This is a genomic window from Levilactobacillus sp. HBUAS70063, assembly GCF_038374745.1.
In the GTDB taxonomy this organism is placed as follows: Bacteria; Bacillota; Bacilli; order Lactobacillales; family Lactobacillaceae; genus Levilactobacillus.
Genome location: NZ_JBANSM010000002.1, coordinates 168,858 through 185,703, shown reverse-complemented (window position 1 = coordinate 185,703; position 16,846 = coordinate 168,858). Strand labels below are relative to the sequence as shown.

The following is a 16,846-nucleotide window of genomic DNA, read 5'->3' as shown; positions in this document are numbered from 1 at the left end:
GGATGCTAGCGATCCTATATATTTGTTTAGCCGGTGGTTGTGGCGCCCTGGCCCGATTTACCGTGGGCTACATGGTCGATCGCGTGATACCAGCCACTTCATTTCCAATCGCCACCGTTTCGATCAATATCCTCGGTTCCGGTTTGCTGGGGATTGCGACCGGCCTATTGGCGCCAACCGCTCTACTTTTCCAAGTGGTCAGCGGATTTCTCGGTGGGTTCTCCACTTTTTCAACCTTTACCAATGACTTCATCAAGTTGATGGACCACCGACCGTTTACGGCCATAAGCTATCTGGTCTTGTCCGCGACGCTCGGGGTGGCCAGTGCCTTTGCTGGGTACGAACTCGTCGCCTAAAATAAGGCTCGTCGAAATAGCCACTTTTCAGATAAACTTAACGATATTCGCCGGTTCGGTGCGGCTTTTAACCGTAAACGAAGAAGCAGTAGCGGTCGTCTTGCTAGCGACTGATCTTGCTGCTTCTTTTTGATTGGTCACGGTTAAATTATTAAATCATTAGTGAAAGCGTTGTCCTCGTTTTACCGACAGCGTATAATATGGGTAACCGCAAGTCTAGTGTGGTGTCGTGTGAGGGAGCAGTGGTGACTGCTCCCTTTTGTGTTGCCCCTTACCTAAGAACCGCATTTGCCGTTTAGGGGCGAGTCGGTTGGTCAGTAAAATAACTCCCCCACCTGACTTCTCATCGGCTAAAACGATAGTTATCGCTATTTTACGCTGCATCTGGTATGCTCAACCTATAAGTTGGCTTGCTGAGGGCATGCAGGTAACAAAGGCATCACCATAAGTTCGCTTTCCATCCTTTAGCAGTCATAGTGGTCTAACCTAATTGAACGATCACTCATGATTCGACTCAGTCGGTAGGCAAGGCTTCCAAGCGAACTAGAAGTCCACTTTCCAGGGTGGAAGTGGCCCCATAGCAGGCGCAGGCTCCTAGTTTCACTAATTTTAGTGAACAGAACACTGCCGTCACGGGAATCAGCGTGTTTATTCTACGCTCAAGATTTAGTCAGCGTAAAAAACGGGAGCCATCCATGTCTGGACGACTCCCGCAAAAACTATTCTCTAATCATAATATGAAGGTGGTGTTAATTAATTAACGATGTGTAATGGTTCCTGACCTTGATCAACCCGAACGGTATTCTTGGCCACAATCGCAGCCATGGCGTCCCGTGCTTCGACGGTGGCGTTTCCCACGTGCGGCGTTAAGATAACGTTATCCAGTGCCTTAAAGCCATCGTCAACGTTCGGTTCTGCTTCATAAACATCCAGCGCTGCGCCGGCCAATTCGCCAGCCTTCAGTGCTGCGAGCAGAGCCGCTTCATCGATAACTGGCCCCCGAGCGGCATTGATCAAGTAAGCAGATGATTTCATTTGCTTAAACTGTGGTGCCCCAATCATGTGGTGCGTCTGGTCGTTCAATGGGCAGTGTAAGCTCAAAACGTCGCTGGTCTTAATCAGTTCTTCCAGACTGACAAACTTAGCGTCAAATTGGGCTTCTATCGCTGGATCAAGCCGGGTCCGTTGCGAGTAGATGATGTTCATATCGAAGGCTTTCATCCGTTTAGCAACGGCTTGTCCAATCTGTCCCATGCCGACAATCCCTAACGTCTTGCCAGAGAGTTCATGGCCTAAGAAGAAGAGCGGTGACCAACCGTCAAAGCCCTTCGTCCGCATCAGCTTATCGCCTTCAACCATCCGATGCGCTAACGTAATCATCAGTCCGGTCGTGACTTCAGCTGTTGAAACGGTTGAGACCTCTGGCGTATTGGTAACCGGAATTCCCTTTTGCCGAGCATAGGCGGCATCAATATTGTTGAAGCCGGCACCGTAGTTGGCAATAATCTTGAGGTTAGGGTCGGCGTCGATCACGTCCCGATCAACCTGCGTTGATAGTGGGGTAATCAAGTAATCCTTCCCCGCAATCCGTTTAACCAATTCTTCTTTCGTGATTAATCCACTGCCCGTATAGACATCGATCTCCAGTCCGGCCTCTTTCAGAATCGCCAAGGCAGACTGTGGAATTGCTGCAGTTACTAAAACACTAGCCATGACTATCACTCCTTTTGCAAGATTTGGGTTTACAACTCTATTGTATACGTTTTCACCAAGCGATGCACTGCCGGTTTATTGGGCAGTGTAACCCCCGTCAACCACAAATTCTGAACCCGTAGCAAACTTGGATTCGTCCGAGGCTAAGTAAACACAGATCCAAGCAATATCATTGGGTTCACCGATGTGGCCCATCGGCGTCTTGGTCCGGTCAGACATCGCGGCTTCGGCACCTGGCAAGTCATCGACCAACGGTGTCTTGATGTAACCGGGGTGCACGGTATTTACCCGGACGTCATAATCCTTCAAGGCGCAGTCGACAGCGGCCGATTTAGACATAATCCGGACGCCACCCTTGGAAGCGTTGTAAGCACCCAAGTTAGGGTCGCCGACGAAGCCTTCGATCGACGACATGTTAATGATTGACGCGCCTAAATGCTTGTTCTTCATCCGTTGGATACCCAACCGCGTCCCATAGAAGACACCATCCAGGTTAACGGCCAGTTGTTGTTTCCACTCTTCCGTCGTGGTATTTTCGATACTCTTGTTAACGGCCATCCCCGCATTGTTCACGATTGTCGTTACGGGGCCAAAAGCTTTTTCGGTCGCATCGAATAAATCGAGCCAACCTTGTTCATCGGTGGCGTCGTGTTGGAAGAATTGAATGACATCTGGTCCGCCGATGCTCTTGGCAGCCTTTTCCCCAACATCGGCATGGCGTCCGGTAATCATGACCTTGCCGCCTTCTTCAACGAACTTGTCCGCAACGGCCAAGCCAATTCCTAACGTTCCTCCGGTAACAATCGCAACTTTTCCATCTAAACGATGACTCATAGTGTTCGACCTCCAGAATTCTAGTATGGTTGTAACAACATTCACAATTAATTGCGGCGAAAGTCGAGCTATCGTGCTCAAATGCCACAGGATAGTTCGACCCAACTTCGCCATAACGGTGGTGTCCAAAGCCTCCGCTTCGGCCGTTACTTTTGAGTAGTTATCCGCTAACAATCGCAAGGAAAATCATTCCCGATGCCTGGCAGTTCATTGTCGGCGGATGACCGCAATTCGTTCAAAAACCTTTTCATCAATCAATCTTAAAGCTAGATGCTGGTAACGATTTAAGTATAGCTGATGCGCGTCCCAGCCTTACCTTGCAAGGCTAAATCGGCTTCATCCAGCGAACAGATGATAGCCGTTCGCCCGGTTTTGGCAAAGGCAATCGCTGCTTCAATCTTAGGACCCATACTCCCGGCGGCAAATTGACCGTCGTCGAGATACTTCTGGGTTTCCTTGACGCAAACATTCTCCAGTTTCTTTTGGTTCGATTTGCCATAGTTGATGTAGACGTTGCTGACATCGGTCAGAATCATGAAGATATCGGCATTCACCTGTTCCGCCAATTTCCGGCCGGTCCGGTCCTTATCAATCACGGCTTCCAAGCCTTGGAGTAAGCCATCTTCGTCTTGGTAAACGGGAATTCCCCCGCCACCGCCGGCGATGACAATGATGTTCTGTTCCAACAAGTGGTTAATCGAATCCACGCCATGAATCATCGCTGGCATTGGTGAAGGAACGACCCGTCGGTAACCCCGACCAGCATCTTCCTTCATGATCCAGCCCTTGTTAGCCTTTAGTTGATCGGCCTCTTCTTGGGTATAGAACACGCCGATTGGCTTGCTCGGGTCCTTAAATGCCGGATCGTCTCGATCAACTTCGACTTCCGTCAGCAACGTTGCAACGTTAGCCGACGACTGATTCTTGCGTAGCGTATTCTTTAAACTCTGCTCCAGCATATAACCAATGAATCCTTGCGATTCCCCGTTACATGCATCCAGCGGGAGCGCCGGAACCGTGTGCTTAGCCAATTCGTTCTGTTGGAGAATGTTCCCAACTTGCGGACCGTTACCATGCGTCAAGACAATTTCATAGTCCATGGCTTCGATCTTGGCGATTTGTTCCGCACTCTTTTGCACGTTTTCCATCTGAACTTCAAACGTTGGATCCTGCTTAGGTTGGAGAATAGCATTCCCACCAACCGCAATTACAACTCTTTTAGCCATTGGGATTCCCCCTTTCTTCCGTTTCAAAATCAAATCAATATTTCAAGTCAAGGTCGAGATTGACCTGCTTATAAACGAGCGCTGACACAATTCCCGCCAAGCAGTCAATTCCGGAAGTGTTCCCGTAATCGATTGCCTGTGCCAAGAGATTATCCAAATTTTCCAGCGGTTCATTGCCCTTAAGGTAGCGAACAATGCCAAGCAAGGCACTACTGAATCGCCGTCGCAAAGCATAGTATAGGTAGCTTCGCCCAACATCCGTGGTATAGTTGCCCGTCTCGATCCGTGACGCAATCGCCGCTCGGAGCTCTTGATGATTGCCACTGAGCCAATCAATAAGGGTCCAGCCTAACAAGAAGTCATCGCCCGATGGGGTGAGCCCCCTGCCTCTGCCAATGAAGAAGTCGACTCCCCATTGGACGGTGACGGCATTTGTTAGCCAGGACGTCTCTTTTTGATAGGGCGACGTTTCCATCGTCAAGAAATCCTGAAACGGTTGATCAAATCCAGTCTGACGGTCAATATTCCGACAGTTATTCAGCAAGTAACCCAGCCGATCCGAGCGAATTCCTTCAGTCAGCAAGTCCGCCCGGAAGGTTTCGGTAATCTCGAGTTTCCAAGCGTCTTGGTAGGTCTCAAGGTAAAACGCCCCATCGTGAAACTCGACGCGACGAGTATCTCGAACTTGACTCAATAAATCGGTAAAATCGCGTGGCGGAAGATAGAGTCCACCTGGTAAAAGTTTTGAGCGGTCGCTAGTCAGAATCACCAACGGCGTGTGCTGCTTGTCTGTTAAATTAAAGGTGTGCTCAAAGATGCTGTGAACATACCACTCTCTATCTTCTAGAGCCAGAAGTACATGGTCGCCCAGAACTTCTACTTCACGCATTTATTCCTCAAAACCTAACTTCTTTGCGTAAGCCAGGACAGCTTTTTCGAAGGCTTCCATCGGTGGATTAACGGTCCCAGCTCCGATTTGTCCTAGACCCGCTTTCTTGTTGGCAATCCCGGTGTTAATCACTGGGAGAATACCCGTTTCGACAACTTTTCGTGCATCAATTCCGATGGAGATTCCCCGGAAGTCCCAGGTTGGGATTGGGAAGTTCGGATTAGATGCCGTGGTAATTTCGGTCATGTCCTCACTGGTGTGTAAGGCGTCGAAGAAACCACCGGTACCGACGAAACGTGTGACGGCTGGTGCGGCAATCATGGCAAAGCCCCCCACCCCAAACGTTTCGGTAATAGCACTGTCACCCATATCGGGAGATGCATCATCTTCGGAGAAGCCAGAGAAGTACAGGCCATGCGGCGTGTTAACGGGACCGGTAAACCATTCGTCCCCCATCCCAGCAATCCGAATACCGAATTCATAACCGTTCCGGCACATCGCCGTTACGATTGTTCCTTCTTGAATCTGACGGGCGCCATCCATGACGGACTTAGCGGAAGCCATCATAATGTTCAGGAAGAATTGATCGGTATCGGCCAGGAATTGAATGACGTCTTCCTTATCCTTTTGGTCAATATCCAAAGCCACAATGCTTGGGGACATTTCCTTGAGGAAGGCCAGCGAAGCGGCAATGTTCCGTTGATGGAACTCATCACCCATGGCAATGGCCTTGGCAATTAAAACGTTTACATTAAGTGGTTCGCGCTTTTGCAAGGCCTTGCTCAAAACTGGCCCCAAGACGTCTCGCATCCAACGCAGCCGGTCAATGACTTCAGGACCGTTGGCACCGAACCGCAGAACCGCACCAATTCCTTCGTTCATCGTGCAGTAAGCGCGGTTGCCATCCGTCCGGTTCTCGACAACGACTAATGGCATGTGCGCTGAGGTAATCCCTCCCATTGGACCAACCGCATCCACGTGGTGACAAGGAATCAGCGTGACTTCGCCGCTCTCCATGAGCTTGCGTGCATCATCTTCGTTATCTGCCCAGCCCTCAAACATGGCGGCACCGATGCAGGCACCCTGGACGGGGTCAATCATCTTGTCATAAGTGATTGGTGGACCGGCATGCAGTAACACTTTGCCATGTTTAAATTCGTCAATCACGTCCATTGCAGGGACAACATCCAATAGGAATGGTGAACCGGCAATAATTTTTGAGACTACCGCCTGATTGGCTTCGTCAATACTTTTATAAACCATTCATTACACCCCTACTTTCAAATCTACTTTACTGAGGAATAGCAGCGCCTTTTGCAGCTCAACATTCCCACCGGCGATCGGCTTCCAATCGAATTGGACAGCGCTTCCGCCACTTTCGTTAATCGCATCCGCAAAGCTTTCCAGACCAATGTTTAAGAAGCGTGTGGCCGTCAGCATTTCCTTCAGCTTGTCAGAAACAGCCGGCATCTTCACATTCGATGGCTGTTCTGGGAGGATTGGTAATGGTTTTTCCTCTACTGGATGGCCCACGATAGCCAACGCCGTCTTAACCGCCTGAGCGTTGTTTTCGCACAGGATAACGCCGGCAGATTCCAACGTCTTCTGTTGTTGGCTGTAGTCTTGTGGGTCCATGTCGGTCCCGACAATCGTGGCAATGACTGGTAATTCACGACCCTCAGCCTTGGCATCCGCCTTAACCTTGATGATCGTATCCTTCAAGTCACCGGCCATATCGTCGGTCGTCCCGTAACCCAGCACAATATCTAAGAGAATTGCGGCAGTTTCCGGATCCTTACCGGCCGAAACCATCATTTCTTTTCGCTTCGTAGCATCGATCATCGGGTGTGGCCGACCTTGTGTAAAGACGTCATCCCCGAGGTCTAAGACTTCGTAACCGTCCTTCTTCAGGATGGAACCATCCACGCCATTCTCAGCATGCAAGCCCAACGTATTGTTCATCAAGGTCGCGGCTTCATAAGCCAAGGTTCCACCAGAGTAGTAGCCCTTAATGTACTTCTGCTGTGGCTGTAAGGTGACATCAGGAACCTTCACGGCAACATCTTCATGCCCGGTTGGCTCTTGTCCATGGAGCAGGCCAACCGCAATCTTTGCCGTTTCTTCCAGCGTGTAAGCCCGGTAAAGGCCCTTCTCATGGGCTTCCGGCTTCTCACCTAAGAAGATGGCCACGACTGGCTTCTTGGCTGCCCGTAACAGGTCAACGGCATCATCGCGAACTTCCTTTGCAGGCGGCTTGGAAATGGCCACAATCACCTTGACATCGGGATCTTGATCCAGTAAGGCAATACTATCCTTAAACGTAATACCTTGAACTTGGGCCTTCAGATCACGACCACCGGTACCGATGGCGTTGGTCACCCCTTCACCCATCTTGTGGATGATAGCCGTGACTTCTTGAATCCCGGTTCCGGAAGCACCAACAATCCCGATACTCCCTTTACGAACACGGTTAGCAAAGGCTAAGGGTAACCCATTGGCAATCCCAGTCCCACAGTCAGGTCCCATTAAGAGCAGTCCCTTTTCGTGAGCCATTTGCTTCAGGCGTGCTTCGTCTTCGATAGTGACATTGTCACTGAAACAGAAGACATTTTTACCAGCATCCAAGGCTTTTTCGACTTCGCTAGCGGCGTAGACGCCGGGTACGGAGATTAAGGCAACGGGCGCATCCTTAGCCACTTCTAAGGCCTTGTCCCAGGTCTTAACCCGTTCCTCACCACTGGCGTCATCGTCGTTTCCACTGGATTGTTCATCCAAGTAAGTCTTGGCTTTCTTAACCACGTCATCGATCAAATCCTCATTGTCGACATCGAGGACGATGACCATGTCGTTAGGTGTAGCGGCTTCCAATTCATCGGTCGCCAGGCCACCCGTCTTAAAGATATCCTTGTTAGCAGGGGTTCCCATCATGACTTGTACATTGTTGACGCCATCCAGTGTTTCCAGATAGTTGGTCAACAGCATGAGCACGATGGAGTCCTGATAACTATTCTTTTCAATCACTGTGTGCAGCATATAGTTATCAACTCTCTTTCGTTTAGATTTTATTCGGCGAAGGCACCTTGCCCATTGTACTTATCAAAGTGAACCGTATCGCTCTTCAAGTAATCGTAAATTTCAGTAGCCACTTCGATACCGTCCTTCATCGCTTTCTTCCGGCGAATCTGGCTACGTTCACCTGGCAGGTAAACTTGATCGAAGCCCTTAGCTGGTTTCATCTCGTGTAGCTCTTCCGTCATTTGTTGAACCTGCTTAGCAAAGGCGTCAGGGTCCGTGAACTTCTTCGGATCAATCAGAATGTAGAATTGACCTAAGTTCCGCTTTTCGGTCAAATCGGCATACATTGAGGAAACGTGCTTCCCAAATGGTAAGCCGAGTAAGGAACCGGCTACCACGTCGACCAGCATCATTAAACCATAGCCTTTAGGTCCGGCGATTGGGAGCAAGCCACGTACATCGTGAGGATTAGTGGTTGGATCCCCGTTGCCATCAACGGCCCAGGTATCCGGAATGGACCGGTTCTTAGACCGGGCATCCAGAACTTTCCCCCAAGCTTGAACGGTCGTCGCCATATCGAAGACGAGCGGTTCACCGCTGGAACGTGGTGCTGAGAAGGCGATTGGGTTGGTCCCAAAGTAGTTTTCACTACCACCGTAAGGCACCACCATCGGGTCGGATTGGCACATTGCAATGGCAACCAAGCCCTCTTCGGCGGCTCGCTTAACGTAGTAGGAGAGCATCCCACTGTGGCCGGTCTTTTCAACACCAACGACGGCTGTCCCGGTGTCCTTGGCCATATCAATCGCGTAGGTTAGGGCTTCGTTGCAGACGTATTGCCCCATACCATTGTCACAGTGGACAATCCCGGTAGACGTCCCGGTCTTTTCAAATTGAATGTTTGGGTTAAGGTTAACGCCACCCTTCGCAATCCGTTCGGCATAGTAAGCTACTCGAACGGTCCCGTGGGAGTGGATCCCGCAAGCATCGGCATAGGTGAGGTGCCGAGCCGTTTCTTCAGCAGGTTCCTTAGGTAACCCGGCGGCGATAAACTTATTCATCATTAAATCTTGTAATTCTTGCGCTTCAACTAGCGTAATTCCTGAATCTGACATATGCTGTCCCTCCGAGTCTAGTGTGTGTGGTCGTGTGTTAGATTTCTGGGTCGCGGTTAGCATCTTTGGAGTAGACGTAGGCTAATGGTTCGCCACGGCCAACGGCGTAAGCAGCTTGTGGTGAGTAAGAACCCATGTAAAGGTAGTCACCCTTTTCAACTGGGTACCAGCCGTTATCCAGGTTGTACATCCCAGAACCACTGATTAAGTATGCGCCGTGTTCTTGATAGTGGGTTTCGATGTAAGCGTGGCTAGCACCTGGTTCGAAGGCCAAGATATGCATGTTCATATCGAAGCCTAAGTCATCGGTTGGTAAGAAGTCCCACAGGTGAACGTCGGTCATGCCTTCGTAGTCTTGTGGTGCCCGGTCATGCGTGTTACCCACGATCTTGTAAGCCTTGTGACCAGCGATTGGTTGATAGCGCTTCTTGTACAGGAAGACTTCGGTTGGTTCGTCCTGTGCATTTTCCATGGTCATAATGACACTTTCAGGGAAGTAGGCGTATCCACCGTCAGTCAGGATATTTTCTTCCTTACCATCGGAAACTTTCAGCTTACCGGAAACCACGTAAGCCACCGTTTCAATGCCTTCGCCACCAAAACCAGTGTGCTTACCACCCTTTTGGAAGCTCGCAATGTAATCAACGAAGTGGGCGCCCAAGCGTGGTGTCCCCATGATGGAAACGTCTACATTTTCAAAACCTGGTACGTTGTTCTTAACCAAGCCGTCATTAGGAATTAAAGCGAAGTTGCCGGCCTTAACAACGGAACGTGAACCCAATAATTGTTTTTGATAACCCATACGATTGTTTTTGTAACTCATGATCAAGTCTCCCAACTTTTTTGATTAGTTTTTGCCTTGTTCTAAGTAGATTATTTGTAAGCCAATTGATAGAGCGTATCTGCCATCAACTTCACGCCTTCAACTAAGTCTTCAAACTTGGTATTCTCGGCTGGGTTGTGACTCACCCCATTGATGCTTGGCACGAAGATCATCGCCGTTGGATAAACCGGCGCAATGATTTGAGAATCATGGCCAGCACCACTATGCATAACCCGATACTTGTAATTGCCAGCCTTGGCTTGGCCTTCGATGGTGTCCACAATCTTTTGACTCATTGGAACGGGCTTTTCATCCATCCAGAGATCGATGTTAATGTCTAAGCCCATTTGCTTGGCCACATCACGCATCATGTTCTCAATCTCAGTGGTGAACTTAACCAGGTAATCCGCATCGGTGTGCCGGCAGTCCATCGTGAAGAGAACTTCTCCGGGAACCACGTTAACCGTATTAGGCTTCGGGACAACTTTACCAAACGTCAGAACCAGTGGATCGCCAATTTCATGAGCTTTGTCTAAAGCGGTATTCACTATCTTGGCCATGCCATAAACGGCATCGTGACGGTAACTCAGCGGCGTGGTTCCGGCATGGTTGGCTTCACCCTTCAAGGTAATGTCGTACCGCCGCTGACCGGCAATGCTATTTACAACCCCGATTTGTTCATGTTCTCTTTCGAGGATGCTTCCTTGTTCAATATGTTCTTCCACGAAGGCTTTGATGTCATCACGTCGCGTTTGCTTTTCACTAAAGTCAAAGCCTTGACGGTGCATTTCATCAACGAACTTCTTACCGTTAGCATCGGCAACGTCCTTGACTTCGTCGTTATTCGCAATCCCGACAAAGTTCTTGCTGCCCCAGAATACGGTTGGGAACCGGCTACCTTCTTCTTCGGCCATGGAAATAACTTCCAAGGACCGCTTCGGTGCGCCGTACTTGTCTTGTAGGAACTGAGCAGCGGTCAGTGAGGCGACAACCCCAAACTGGCCATCAAGCTTCCCGCCATTGACCACCGTATCAATATGTGAACCCGTCATGATGGTTTCTTCAGGCTTCTCGGACCCTTCGATTCGCCCAAATAAATTACCAACATCATCGAACTTGGTTGCCATGCCGGTAGATTCCATCTGAGCTTTGACGTACTTCTGAGCTTCTAGCCAAGAATCAGAGTACAGCAACCGCGTCATCCCACCCGTGGGATCGCTACCAATCGATGACAATTTCTTAAGTCGTTCATCAACAACTTTTTCGAGTTCCATAATCTTTGCCTCCTTCATATTATGTTACAAACTCATTGTATGCGCTTTCATTCCGATCATCATTAGTCATTCTGACCAAATCCAATCGTGAAATTGTCGCATTTCGACTAGATTTAGCCAAAATTAACCAGACGACCAACCATTTCCCTCAACTTAAGTGCCGCTCACCAGCCGCTTTGAAAATTATCGTCCTCACCCCATCGTTTTCTTAGCGTTATCACGGCATTTCACATTGGTTATTCCGTGTCGTCACCCGCATAACTCCCGCCAAAACAAAACGACTCGCTTCGAGTCAAGTCGAAAACAAGTCGTTTGGTCAGCCAACTCATGGCTGTCGTGCAATTTAAACGGTTTGTGCAACCTTCTTTGATGCCTTTTCGATGAACTTACCAGGGAATGCTGACGTGACACCAGCCTCCTTGCTGTAGATCGTTTGGCCCCGTAAGACGGTTTGCATAACTTGTGCACCGATTTCACGGCCGATGTATGGGCTGATCTGGTTCCGGTATTCCAAGTCTTCCGCCTTCAAGGTGTAAGGCGCGTTTGGCTTAATCAGAACGAAGTCGGCATCCTTACCAACACTGATCCGGCCCTTGTCGTCCAAGTTGTACCGATCAGCCGGGTTCGAAGCAATGATTTGTGCGAAATGTGTCAATGACATACCGCGCTTTTGAACGGCTTCATCGAACATCACGTCAACGTCGTTTTGAACACCGGAAATCCCACCCCAAGCATCGAAGGCATTGTCGGTATCCTTCAAGTCTGGTGTACATGGTGAGTGGTCGGAAGTGACGAAGCTAATGGCACCGGATTCAACCCGTTTCCACAAAGCATCTTGTTGTGCTTGTTCCCGGATTGGCGGTGAGCACTTAACAACGGCACCAATGGCATCCAGCTCATCCTTGGCAAAGTAGAGGTAGTGAACACAGGTTTCACAGGTAACGTCAACACCTTCGGCACGTCCCTGGATAACCGCGTCAACCCCTTCTTGGCAAGCCACGTGGCAGATGTGAATCCGGCAGCCCGTTTGCTTAGCCATGAAGATGGCTTTCTTAATCGCCATGACTTCGGTAAATGCTGGCCGGGTGTCTACGTAATCAGCCAACGTAGTCTTCCCTTCCGCCTTGGCAATCTCGCCTAAACGGTCGGTGATTGCGGCGTCTTCGGCGTGGATGGCTAAGACCTTACCCGTCTTGGCAATTTGCTTCATCCCTTCATACAGGGAGTAGTCATCAACGTTTTCAAAGTCGCCGTCGATGGAACGGTCCCCACAGGTTGCTAAGAAACACTTGTAACCTGCAACGCCGCCTTCATCCAATTCCTGAATGCCGCCCTTTAAATTAGATGGTACTAAGCCACCAAATGAGCCAACATCCACTTTCAATTCATCTTTGTGTGAATACTTTTCTTCAAGGGTCTTGCCATCAACCGTTGCCGGCACTTGGTTCAGTGGCATTTCCATAAAGGAAGTAACCCCACCTTTAGCACAAGAAGCCGTTCCGGTTACATAACCTTCCCATTGATCCCGGTACCCACCACCCATTGGGGTAATATGTACGTGGGCATCAACCATCCCAGGACTAACAACTAAGCCCTTGGCATCAACAATCTTACTTCCATCCAGGTTTTGCCCGATGGCCGTAATCTTACCATTGTCGACCGCCACATCAGTGTGGACTTCGCCACCCTCAAGGATAACTAATCCATTTTTAATGACTAATTCATGACTCATGTTTATTCCTCCTTTATATCTTGGTTTAAACTCTGGTTAAGTGTTGCCGGTTCTTTTTTCGACACCATTTTCTTTAACCCTAGGTAAATCAGGAATGCAGAGATAAATCCAACAAACCATGACAAATCAGAAATAACTTTTACGGCTGGAATAAATTGACCACTGAGTGACAATATGAGAGCTAAGATTGTCGCGACATAGGCCTCTTTATTGACGCCATGATAACGAATCTCTTTATTCCCGGTATTCAGATCCATATACAGCGTATCTAGGTTTTCATGCCGGTAATGAATGAAGAAGTAGTTGGCAATCATGACCCCAGCGACTGGTCCCAGGACAGCACCGATTCCATTCAGGAAGATAAAGATACTGTCCGAGTTTTCCATTAATTTCCACGGCATGATGAGGAAACTGATGATACTAGCGATAATCACACCACTCTTGTAATTGAGCTTCTTGGGGAATAACGCCGTTAGCTGGTAACCAGCTGGAATGATATTCCCCGTGGCATTCGTTGAAATCGTGGTCAGTAAGAAGACGGCCATCGAAATCAGGATTGCGGGTAAGCTGTCCCACCGTTCGATAATGTTCAAAACATTCCATTCCTGGATATTGTAATGAATCGAGCCCCCAATCAGAATCACCACACTGGTGAACGCAAAGATTAGGTAACCTACCGACAGGCCCAACGTTTGACCAATTGCCTGAGCTTTGGTCGACTTCGCATTTTGCGTGAAGTCCGCGATACTTGTCCCGGGCGCTGCCCAAACGGCAATCACAGAGTTGAAAATAATAAAGTAAACCAGAATCGGGTTTGCATGTGAAGTAGCGGTGATATGGTAGGACAGGATGGGACCTAAGCCACCGGCACCCCAGATTGCCCAAATCGCCATGCCACCAAAGACAACATAGATTAACGGACTCAAGATAGCGGTGAATTTATTTAAAATGCTACCGCCACCGAAACCAACCATGACATTCAGAATCCAGAAGATCGTGAATGAAATTAATCCTGGAATACTAATTCCTAAAATCTTGGTCGATCCCCCAATGTCCAGGAATCCCGGCCAAATTTTACCAATCATGATCAGTAACGCTAGAGACCCTGTATACGTCTGTAACCCAAACCAGGCAATCGCCGCGACACAGCCACGCAGGAATCCTGGTAGCTTTGCACCGAGGTTGCCATAGGCCGAACGAAGGTGCATGGCAAAGGGAATGCCGTATTTGGATCCAACGATCCCGTTGATAGCCATGAATGCGGAAACGAAGAATGCACTCAAGAATATGGCGATCATGACGTTAAGCGGTGAGAGTCCCAAGAATAAGAAACCACCGACAGCCGCGTAATTGGGAATGTTATGAATAGACCCCATCCATAGCGTGAAGAAATTGCCGATTCCCATGTTACGCTTATCTCCGGTCTTGGGTAGTAAGTCATCGTTGTAGCCGCGCTCTTTGAACGTTGCAATTTGCTGCTCAGTTACTTCATACTCGTTCGTTTTCACCTTCAAAACCCCTTACGAATGTAATAACCACCTTCGTTGCAGAATAGTCTCGATAAATGGCTAAGTCCTAAAGTCCTCAGAGATGATTGTTCGCGCGAACTAGTAAGGATCCTGATCAGCAACAAACGCCAAGCGCTTGTCAGTTAGTCGTTAACTATTTATCACCACCCATTGTAAGCGGTTTCTTTTCGTGAGGCATTGTTCACTTTGACCATAAAAACATTTTCATTTGTCACTTTTCCGAGCGAATATTTGATACAATGTAATCGATTACAACTTTAGAAGGAGTGCGGGCTACGATGAAAAAAATACAAATCCCTTTAAATACCTACCACGACATCACCCTTAACGCAACCAGATATGCCCCCGATACCGAGGCATCCGCCACTGTTTTCTACCTGCACGGCGGTGGCTTGGAATTTGGTCACCGAGACGACTTACCGCTGGATTATATCAAACGCCTGGTCGACGCGAGAATTCAACTCGTTACATTTGATTACTTACTGGCACCAGAGGTCAAACTTGACGTGATTTTACCCGTCCTACGGGAATCCTTAGACATCGTCATGGACAAACCGTGGTGTTCGTCTCGGATCACTTTAATGGGACGTTCGGCCGGGGCTTATCTCTGCTATCTTCTTTTGCGCGACGGGTTTGAGGCTGTTGGGCTGGTTGACCTGTACGGCTATGCTAGTCTGGATTATCCTGAATTCCGGATGCCGGCCGAATTTTACGATAGTTTTCCCAAGGTCTTACCGATGAACGCCCAGGCCATGATTCACCGGCAGCCCTTAGTTGCCGGTGACATGAAAGACCGTTATCCCCTATACGTTTCTGGTCGTCAGTTCGGGACTTGGCTCAGTCAATTTCTCCCGAGCATGCGGGCCGCGGACACTTACTCCCTAACCCCCGAGGACCTCACACGCCTGCCACGGACTTTGCTCATTCACAGTACGGATGATCCCGACGTTCCCTTTGCCACTGCGGAAGACACGGCGAAATATCTGCCGGATGCTGAACTCATCCCGATTGCGCAGGCCGAACACGACTTTGACCGCGATGTTACCGCTGAAAACTTGGCAATTTACGATCGAATTATCAATTTCATCGTATCCGTTCCGGTCGGCGTTCGCGCCACGGCCTAATTGTCGTGTCACACCAATCACAATAGTCACTTCAACCAGCCGATGCCTCATTATCGGCTGGTTTTGGATCACGTAAAACGTTTTATGTAAGTAAATTGCCGTCAACTATGGTACGCTCAACGCAAAACCATTACTTATTTTAGGAGGCGCTTTCATGACCGTCATTACCGATTATATCGAAAAGGCCGAGCCAACGCAACAGCCCCAGCTAACCGCTATGTACCGAATCCTAAAGCCACTACTGCCAGACACCACCGAGGTCTTAAGCTATGGCATGCCCGCCTTTCATCAGGAAAAAGACATCGTTTACTTCGCACTCATGAAGAATCACCTCGGCTTCTACCCCACCAACACGCCAATTGCCGCGTTCGAAGACGAGTCGGTGGGCCACTACAAATATTCTAAGGGCGCCATTCAATTTAGCTATCACCAGCCACTGCCTGCCGAATTGATTGCTAAGATGGTACGGTTCAAACTCGCCGAACTTCAAAAATAAAAAAATGGGCTGGCCTCATCAGGTCAACCCATTTTAACTGAAAACTTAGTCTTCACTCCCCATCATCCGACCAACAAAAGCGGCTAGAATTGCGCCAACTTCCGGTGCCAGAATGTAGAGCCAAAGGTGTGACAGTGCGCTTCCACCGGCAAAGACGGCCGGTCCAAATGACCGCGCCGGATTCAATGACCCACCCGTTAGGTTTAAGGCAACGATGATCAGAAAGGCCAAGGTCACCCCAATCGTCACGCCGGCAAAGTCGCCATTGCCGTGTCGGTCGCTCGTCACGTTTAAAATAACCAATAGGAACAGGAACGTGACCAACGCCTCAACCAAGAAGGCCAAGCTCGCGGAAATCTTTGGGAAATCCGTCTGGCCCAACTGATTCGTCGCCAGGCCCAAGCCGCTCACAAATAATTTCATAATAGCTGAAGCTGCGGTTGCGCCCAGGACCTGCGCCACGACGTACCAGAGTGCATCTTTTCCCGAAATCCGGCGGTTAATCAGCATTGCCGTCGTCACCGCGGGATTAAAATGACCACCCGAAATGCCGCCGAACGCGTATGCCGACACCGTAATGGCCAACCCAAAAGCCAGACCAATCGTCAGGGTACTCCCGGCGGCAACGGTCACCGCCCCGGTCCCCAGGAACACCAACATAAAGGTGCCCAAAAATTCTGCCGTATATTTCTGCATCAAGATTCCTCCAATCATATTCTC

General features: G+C 49.3%; 15 protein-coding genes. 3 read left to right on the top strand and 12 right to left on the bottom strand.

What is annotated here, in order from left to right; all coding sequences use genetic code 11:
* The first annotated feature begins 2 nt into the window (after positions 1-2).
* Positions 3-356 carry a fluoride efflux transporter FluC gene (locus V8I28_RS03760; RefSeq protein ID WP_341778786.1) on the top strand — a complete coding sequence of 118 codons (354 nt, stop codon included), beginning with the start codon at positions 3-5 and terminating at the stop codon, positions 354-356.
* Between the two features lie 753 nt (positions 357-1,109).
* On the opposite strand, the gene V8I28_RS03755 is transcribed toward V8I28_RS03760, so the two are convergent.
* The 11 genes from V8I28_RS03755 to allW all read right to left on the bottom strand — a co-directional run bounded on the left by V8I28_RS03755 (position 1,110) and on the right by allW (position 14,485).
* The gene (locus V8I28_RS03755) at positions 1,110-2,069 is read right to left on the bottom strand and encodes a 2-hydroxyacid dehydrogenase family protein (RefSeq protein ID WP_341778785.1); all 960 of its coding nucleotides are present in this window, start codon (positions 2,067-2,069) and stop codon (positions 1,110-1,112) included.
* 75 nt (positions 2,070-2,144) lie between these two features.
* Complete coding sequence (locus V8I28_RS03750) at positions 2,145-2,903, bottom strand: SDR family oxidoreductase (protein ID WP_233668622.1); 759 nt, start codon at positions 2,901-2,903, stop codon at positions 2,145-2,147.
* 284 nt (positions 2,904-3,187) lie between these two features.
* Positions 3,188-4,129 (bottom strand): carbamate kinase, encoded by a 942-nt coding sequence (gene arcC / locus V8I28_RS03745; protein WP_341778784.1) that lies wholly within the window; start codon positions 4,127-4,129, stop codon positions 3,188-3,190.
* Between the two features lie 34 nt (positions 4,130-4,163).
* Positions 4,164-5,018 (bottom strand): DUF2877 domain-containing protein, encoded by an 855-nt coding sequence (locus V8I28_RS03740; RefSeq protein WP_341778783.1) that lies wholly within the window; start codon positions 5,016-5,018, stop codon positions 4,164-4,166.
* Complete coding sequence (locus tag V8I28_RS03735; protein WP_341778782.1) at positions 5,019-6,281, bottom strand: DUF1116 domain-containing protein; 1,263 nt, start codon at positions 6,279-6,281, stop codon at positions 5,019-5,021. It lies immediately after the preceding gene.
* 3 nt (positions 6,282-6,284) lie between these two features.
* Positions 6,285-8,051, bottom strand: coding sequence for an acyl-CoA synthetase FdrA (gene fdrA, locus V8I28_RS03730; protein WP_341778781.1), 1,767 nt, complete (start codon positions 8,049-8,051; stop codon positions 6,285-6,287).
* A 29-nt stretch (positions 8,052-8,080) separates the two neighbouring features.
* Positions 8,081-9,148 (bottom strand): ureidoglycolate dehydrogenase, encoded by a 1,068-nt coding sequence (gene allD / locus V8I28_RS03725; RefSeq protein ID WP_341778780.1) that lies wholly within the window; start codon positions 9,146-9,148, stop codon positions 8,081-8,083.
* Positions 9,149-9,185: 37 nt separating this feature from the next.
* Complete coding sequence (gene allE / locus V8I28_RS03720) at positions 9,186-9,971, bottom strand: (S)-ureidoglycine aminohydrolase (RefSeq protein ID WP_341778779.1); 786 nt, start codon at positions 9,969-9,971, stop codon at positions 9,186-9,188.
* A gap of 50 nt (positions 9,972-10,021) precedes the next feature.
* A complete protein-coding gene (gene allC, locus V8I28_RS03715) occupies positions 10,022-11,245 on the bottom strand; it encodes an allantoate deiminase (protein WP_341778778.1) in 1,224 nt (407 codons plus the stop codon).
* Positions 11,246-11,588: 343 nt separating this feature from the next.
* Positions 11,589-12,977: an allantoinase AllB gene (allB, locus tag V8I28_RS03710; RefSeq protein ID WP_341778777.1), complete on the bottom strand. Its 1,389-nt coding sequence runs from the start codon at positions 12,975-12,977 to the stop codon at positions 11,589-11,591.
* A 2-nt stretch (positions 12,978-12,979) separates the two neighbouring features.
* The gene (gene allW / locus V8I28_RS03705; protein ID WP_341778776.1) at positions 12,980-14,485 is read right to left on the bottom strand and encodes an allantoin permease; all 1,506 of its coding nucleotides are present in this window, start codon (positions 14,483-14,485) and stop codon (positions 12,980-12,982) included.
* A 299-nt stretch (positions 14,486-14,784) separates the two neighbouring features.
* Between allW and V8I28_RS03700 the strand changes: the two genes are divergently transcribed.
* Complete coding sequence (locus tag V8I28_RS03700) at positions 14,785-15,630, top strand: alpha/beta hydrolase (protein WP_341778775.1); 846 nt, start codon at positions 14,785-14,787, stop codon at positions 15,628-15,630.
* Between the two features lie 154 nt (positions 15,631-15,784).
* The gene (locus V8I28_RS03695) at positions 15,785-16,126 is read left to right on the top strand and encodes an iron chaperone (protein ID WP_341778774.1); all 342 of its coding nucleotides are present in this window, start codon (positions 15,785-15,787) and stop codon (positions 16,124-16,126) included.
* 45 nt (positions 16,127-16,171) lie between these two features.
* Here V8I28_RS03695 and V8I28_RS03690 read toward each other — a convergent pair whose 3' ends face one another.
* Positions 16,172-16,822 carry an MIP/aquaporin family protein gene (locus V8I28_RS03690; RefSeq protein ID WP_341778773.1) on the bottom strand — a complete coding sequence of 217 codons (651 nt, stop codon included), beginning with the start codon at positions 16,820-16,822 and terminating at the stop codon, positions 16,172-16,174.
* Between the last annotated feature and the right edge of the window lie 24 nt (positions 16,823-16,846).

What these genes read in the sequence shown, in the direction of transcription:
- V8I28_RS03755 (WP_341778785.1), bottom strand. Translation starts at nt 2,069, where the DNA reads ATGGCTAGTGTTTTAGTAACTGCAGCAATTCCACAGTCTGCCTTGGCG.
- V8I28_RS03690 (WP_341778773.1), bottom strand. Translation starts at nt 16,822, where the DNA reads ATGCAGAAATATACGGCAGAATTTTTGGGCACCTTTATGTTGGTGTTC.
- V8I28_RS03760 (WP_341778786.1), top strand. Translation starts at nt 3, where the DNA reads ATGCTAGCGATCCTATATATTTGTTTAGCCGGTGGTTGTGGCGCCCTG.
- allC (WP_341778778.1), bottom strand. Translation starts at nt 11,245, where the DNA reads ATGGAACTCGAAAAAGTTGTTGATGAACGACTTAAGAAATTGTCATCG.
- allE (WP_341778779.1), bottom strand. Translation starts at nt 9,971, where the DNA reads ATGAGTTACAAAAACAATCGTATGGGTTATCAAAAACAATTATTGGGT.
- V8I28_RS03700 (WP_341778775.1), top strand. Translation starts at nt 14,785, where the DNA reads ATGAAAAAAATACAAATCCCTTTAAATACCTACCACGACATCACCCTT.
- arcC (WP_341778784.1), bottom strand. Translation starts at nt 4,129, where the DNA reads ATGGCTAAAAGAGTTGTAATTGCGGTTGGTGGGAATGCTATTCTCCAA.
- V8I28_RS03740 (WP_341778783.1), bottom strand. Translation starts at nt 5,018, where the DNA reads ATGCGTGAAGTAGAAGTTCTGGGCGACCATGTACTTCTGGCTCTAGAA.
- V8I28_RS03750 (WP_233668622.1), bottom strand. Translation starts at nt 2,903, where the DNA reads ATGAGTCATCGTTTAGATGGAAAAGTTGCGATTGTTACCGGAGGAACG.
- allD (WP_341778780.1), bottom strand. Translation starts at nt 9,148, where the DNA reads ATGTCAGATTCAGGAATTACGCTAGTTGAAGCGCAAGAATTACAAGAT.
- fdrA (WP_341778781.1), bottom strand. Translation starts at nt 8,051, where the DNA reads ATGCTGCACACAGTGATTGAAAAGAATAGTTATCAGGACTCCATCGTG.
- V8I28_RS03735 (WP_341778782.1), bottom strand. Translation starts at nt 6,281, where the DNA reads ATGGTTTATAAAAGTATTGACGAAGCCAATCAGGCGGTAGTCTCAAAA.
- allB (WP_341778777.1), bottom strand. Translation starts at nt 12,977, where the DNA reads ATGAGTCATGAATTAGTCATTAAAAATGGATTAGTTATCCTTGAGGGT.
- V8I28_RS03695 (WP_341778774.1), top strand. Translation starts at nt 15,785, where the DNA reads ATGACCGTCATTACCGATTATATCGAAAAGGCCGAGCCAACGCAACAG.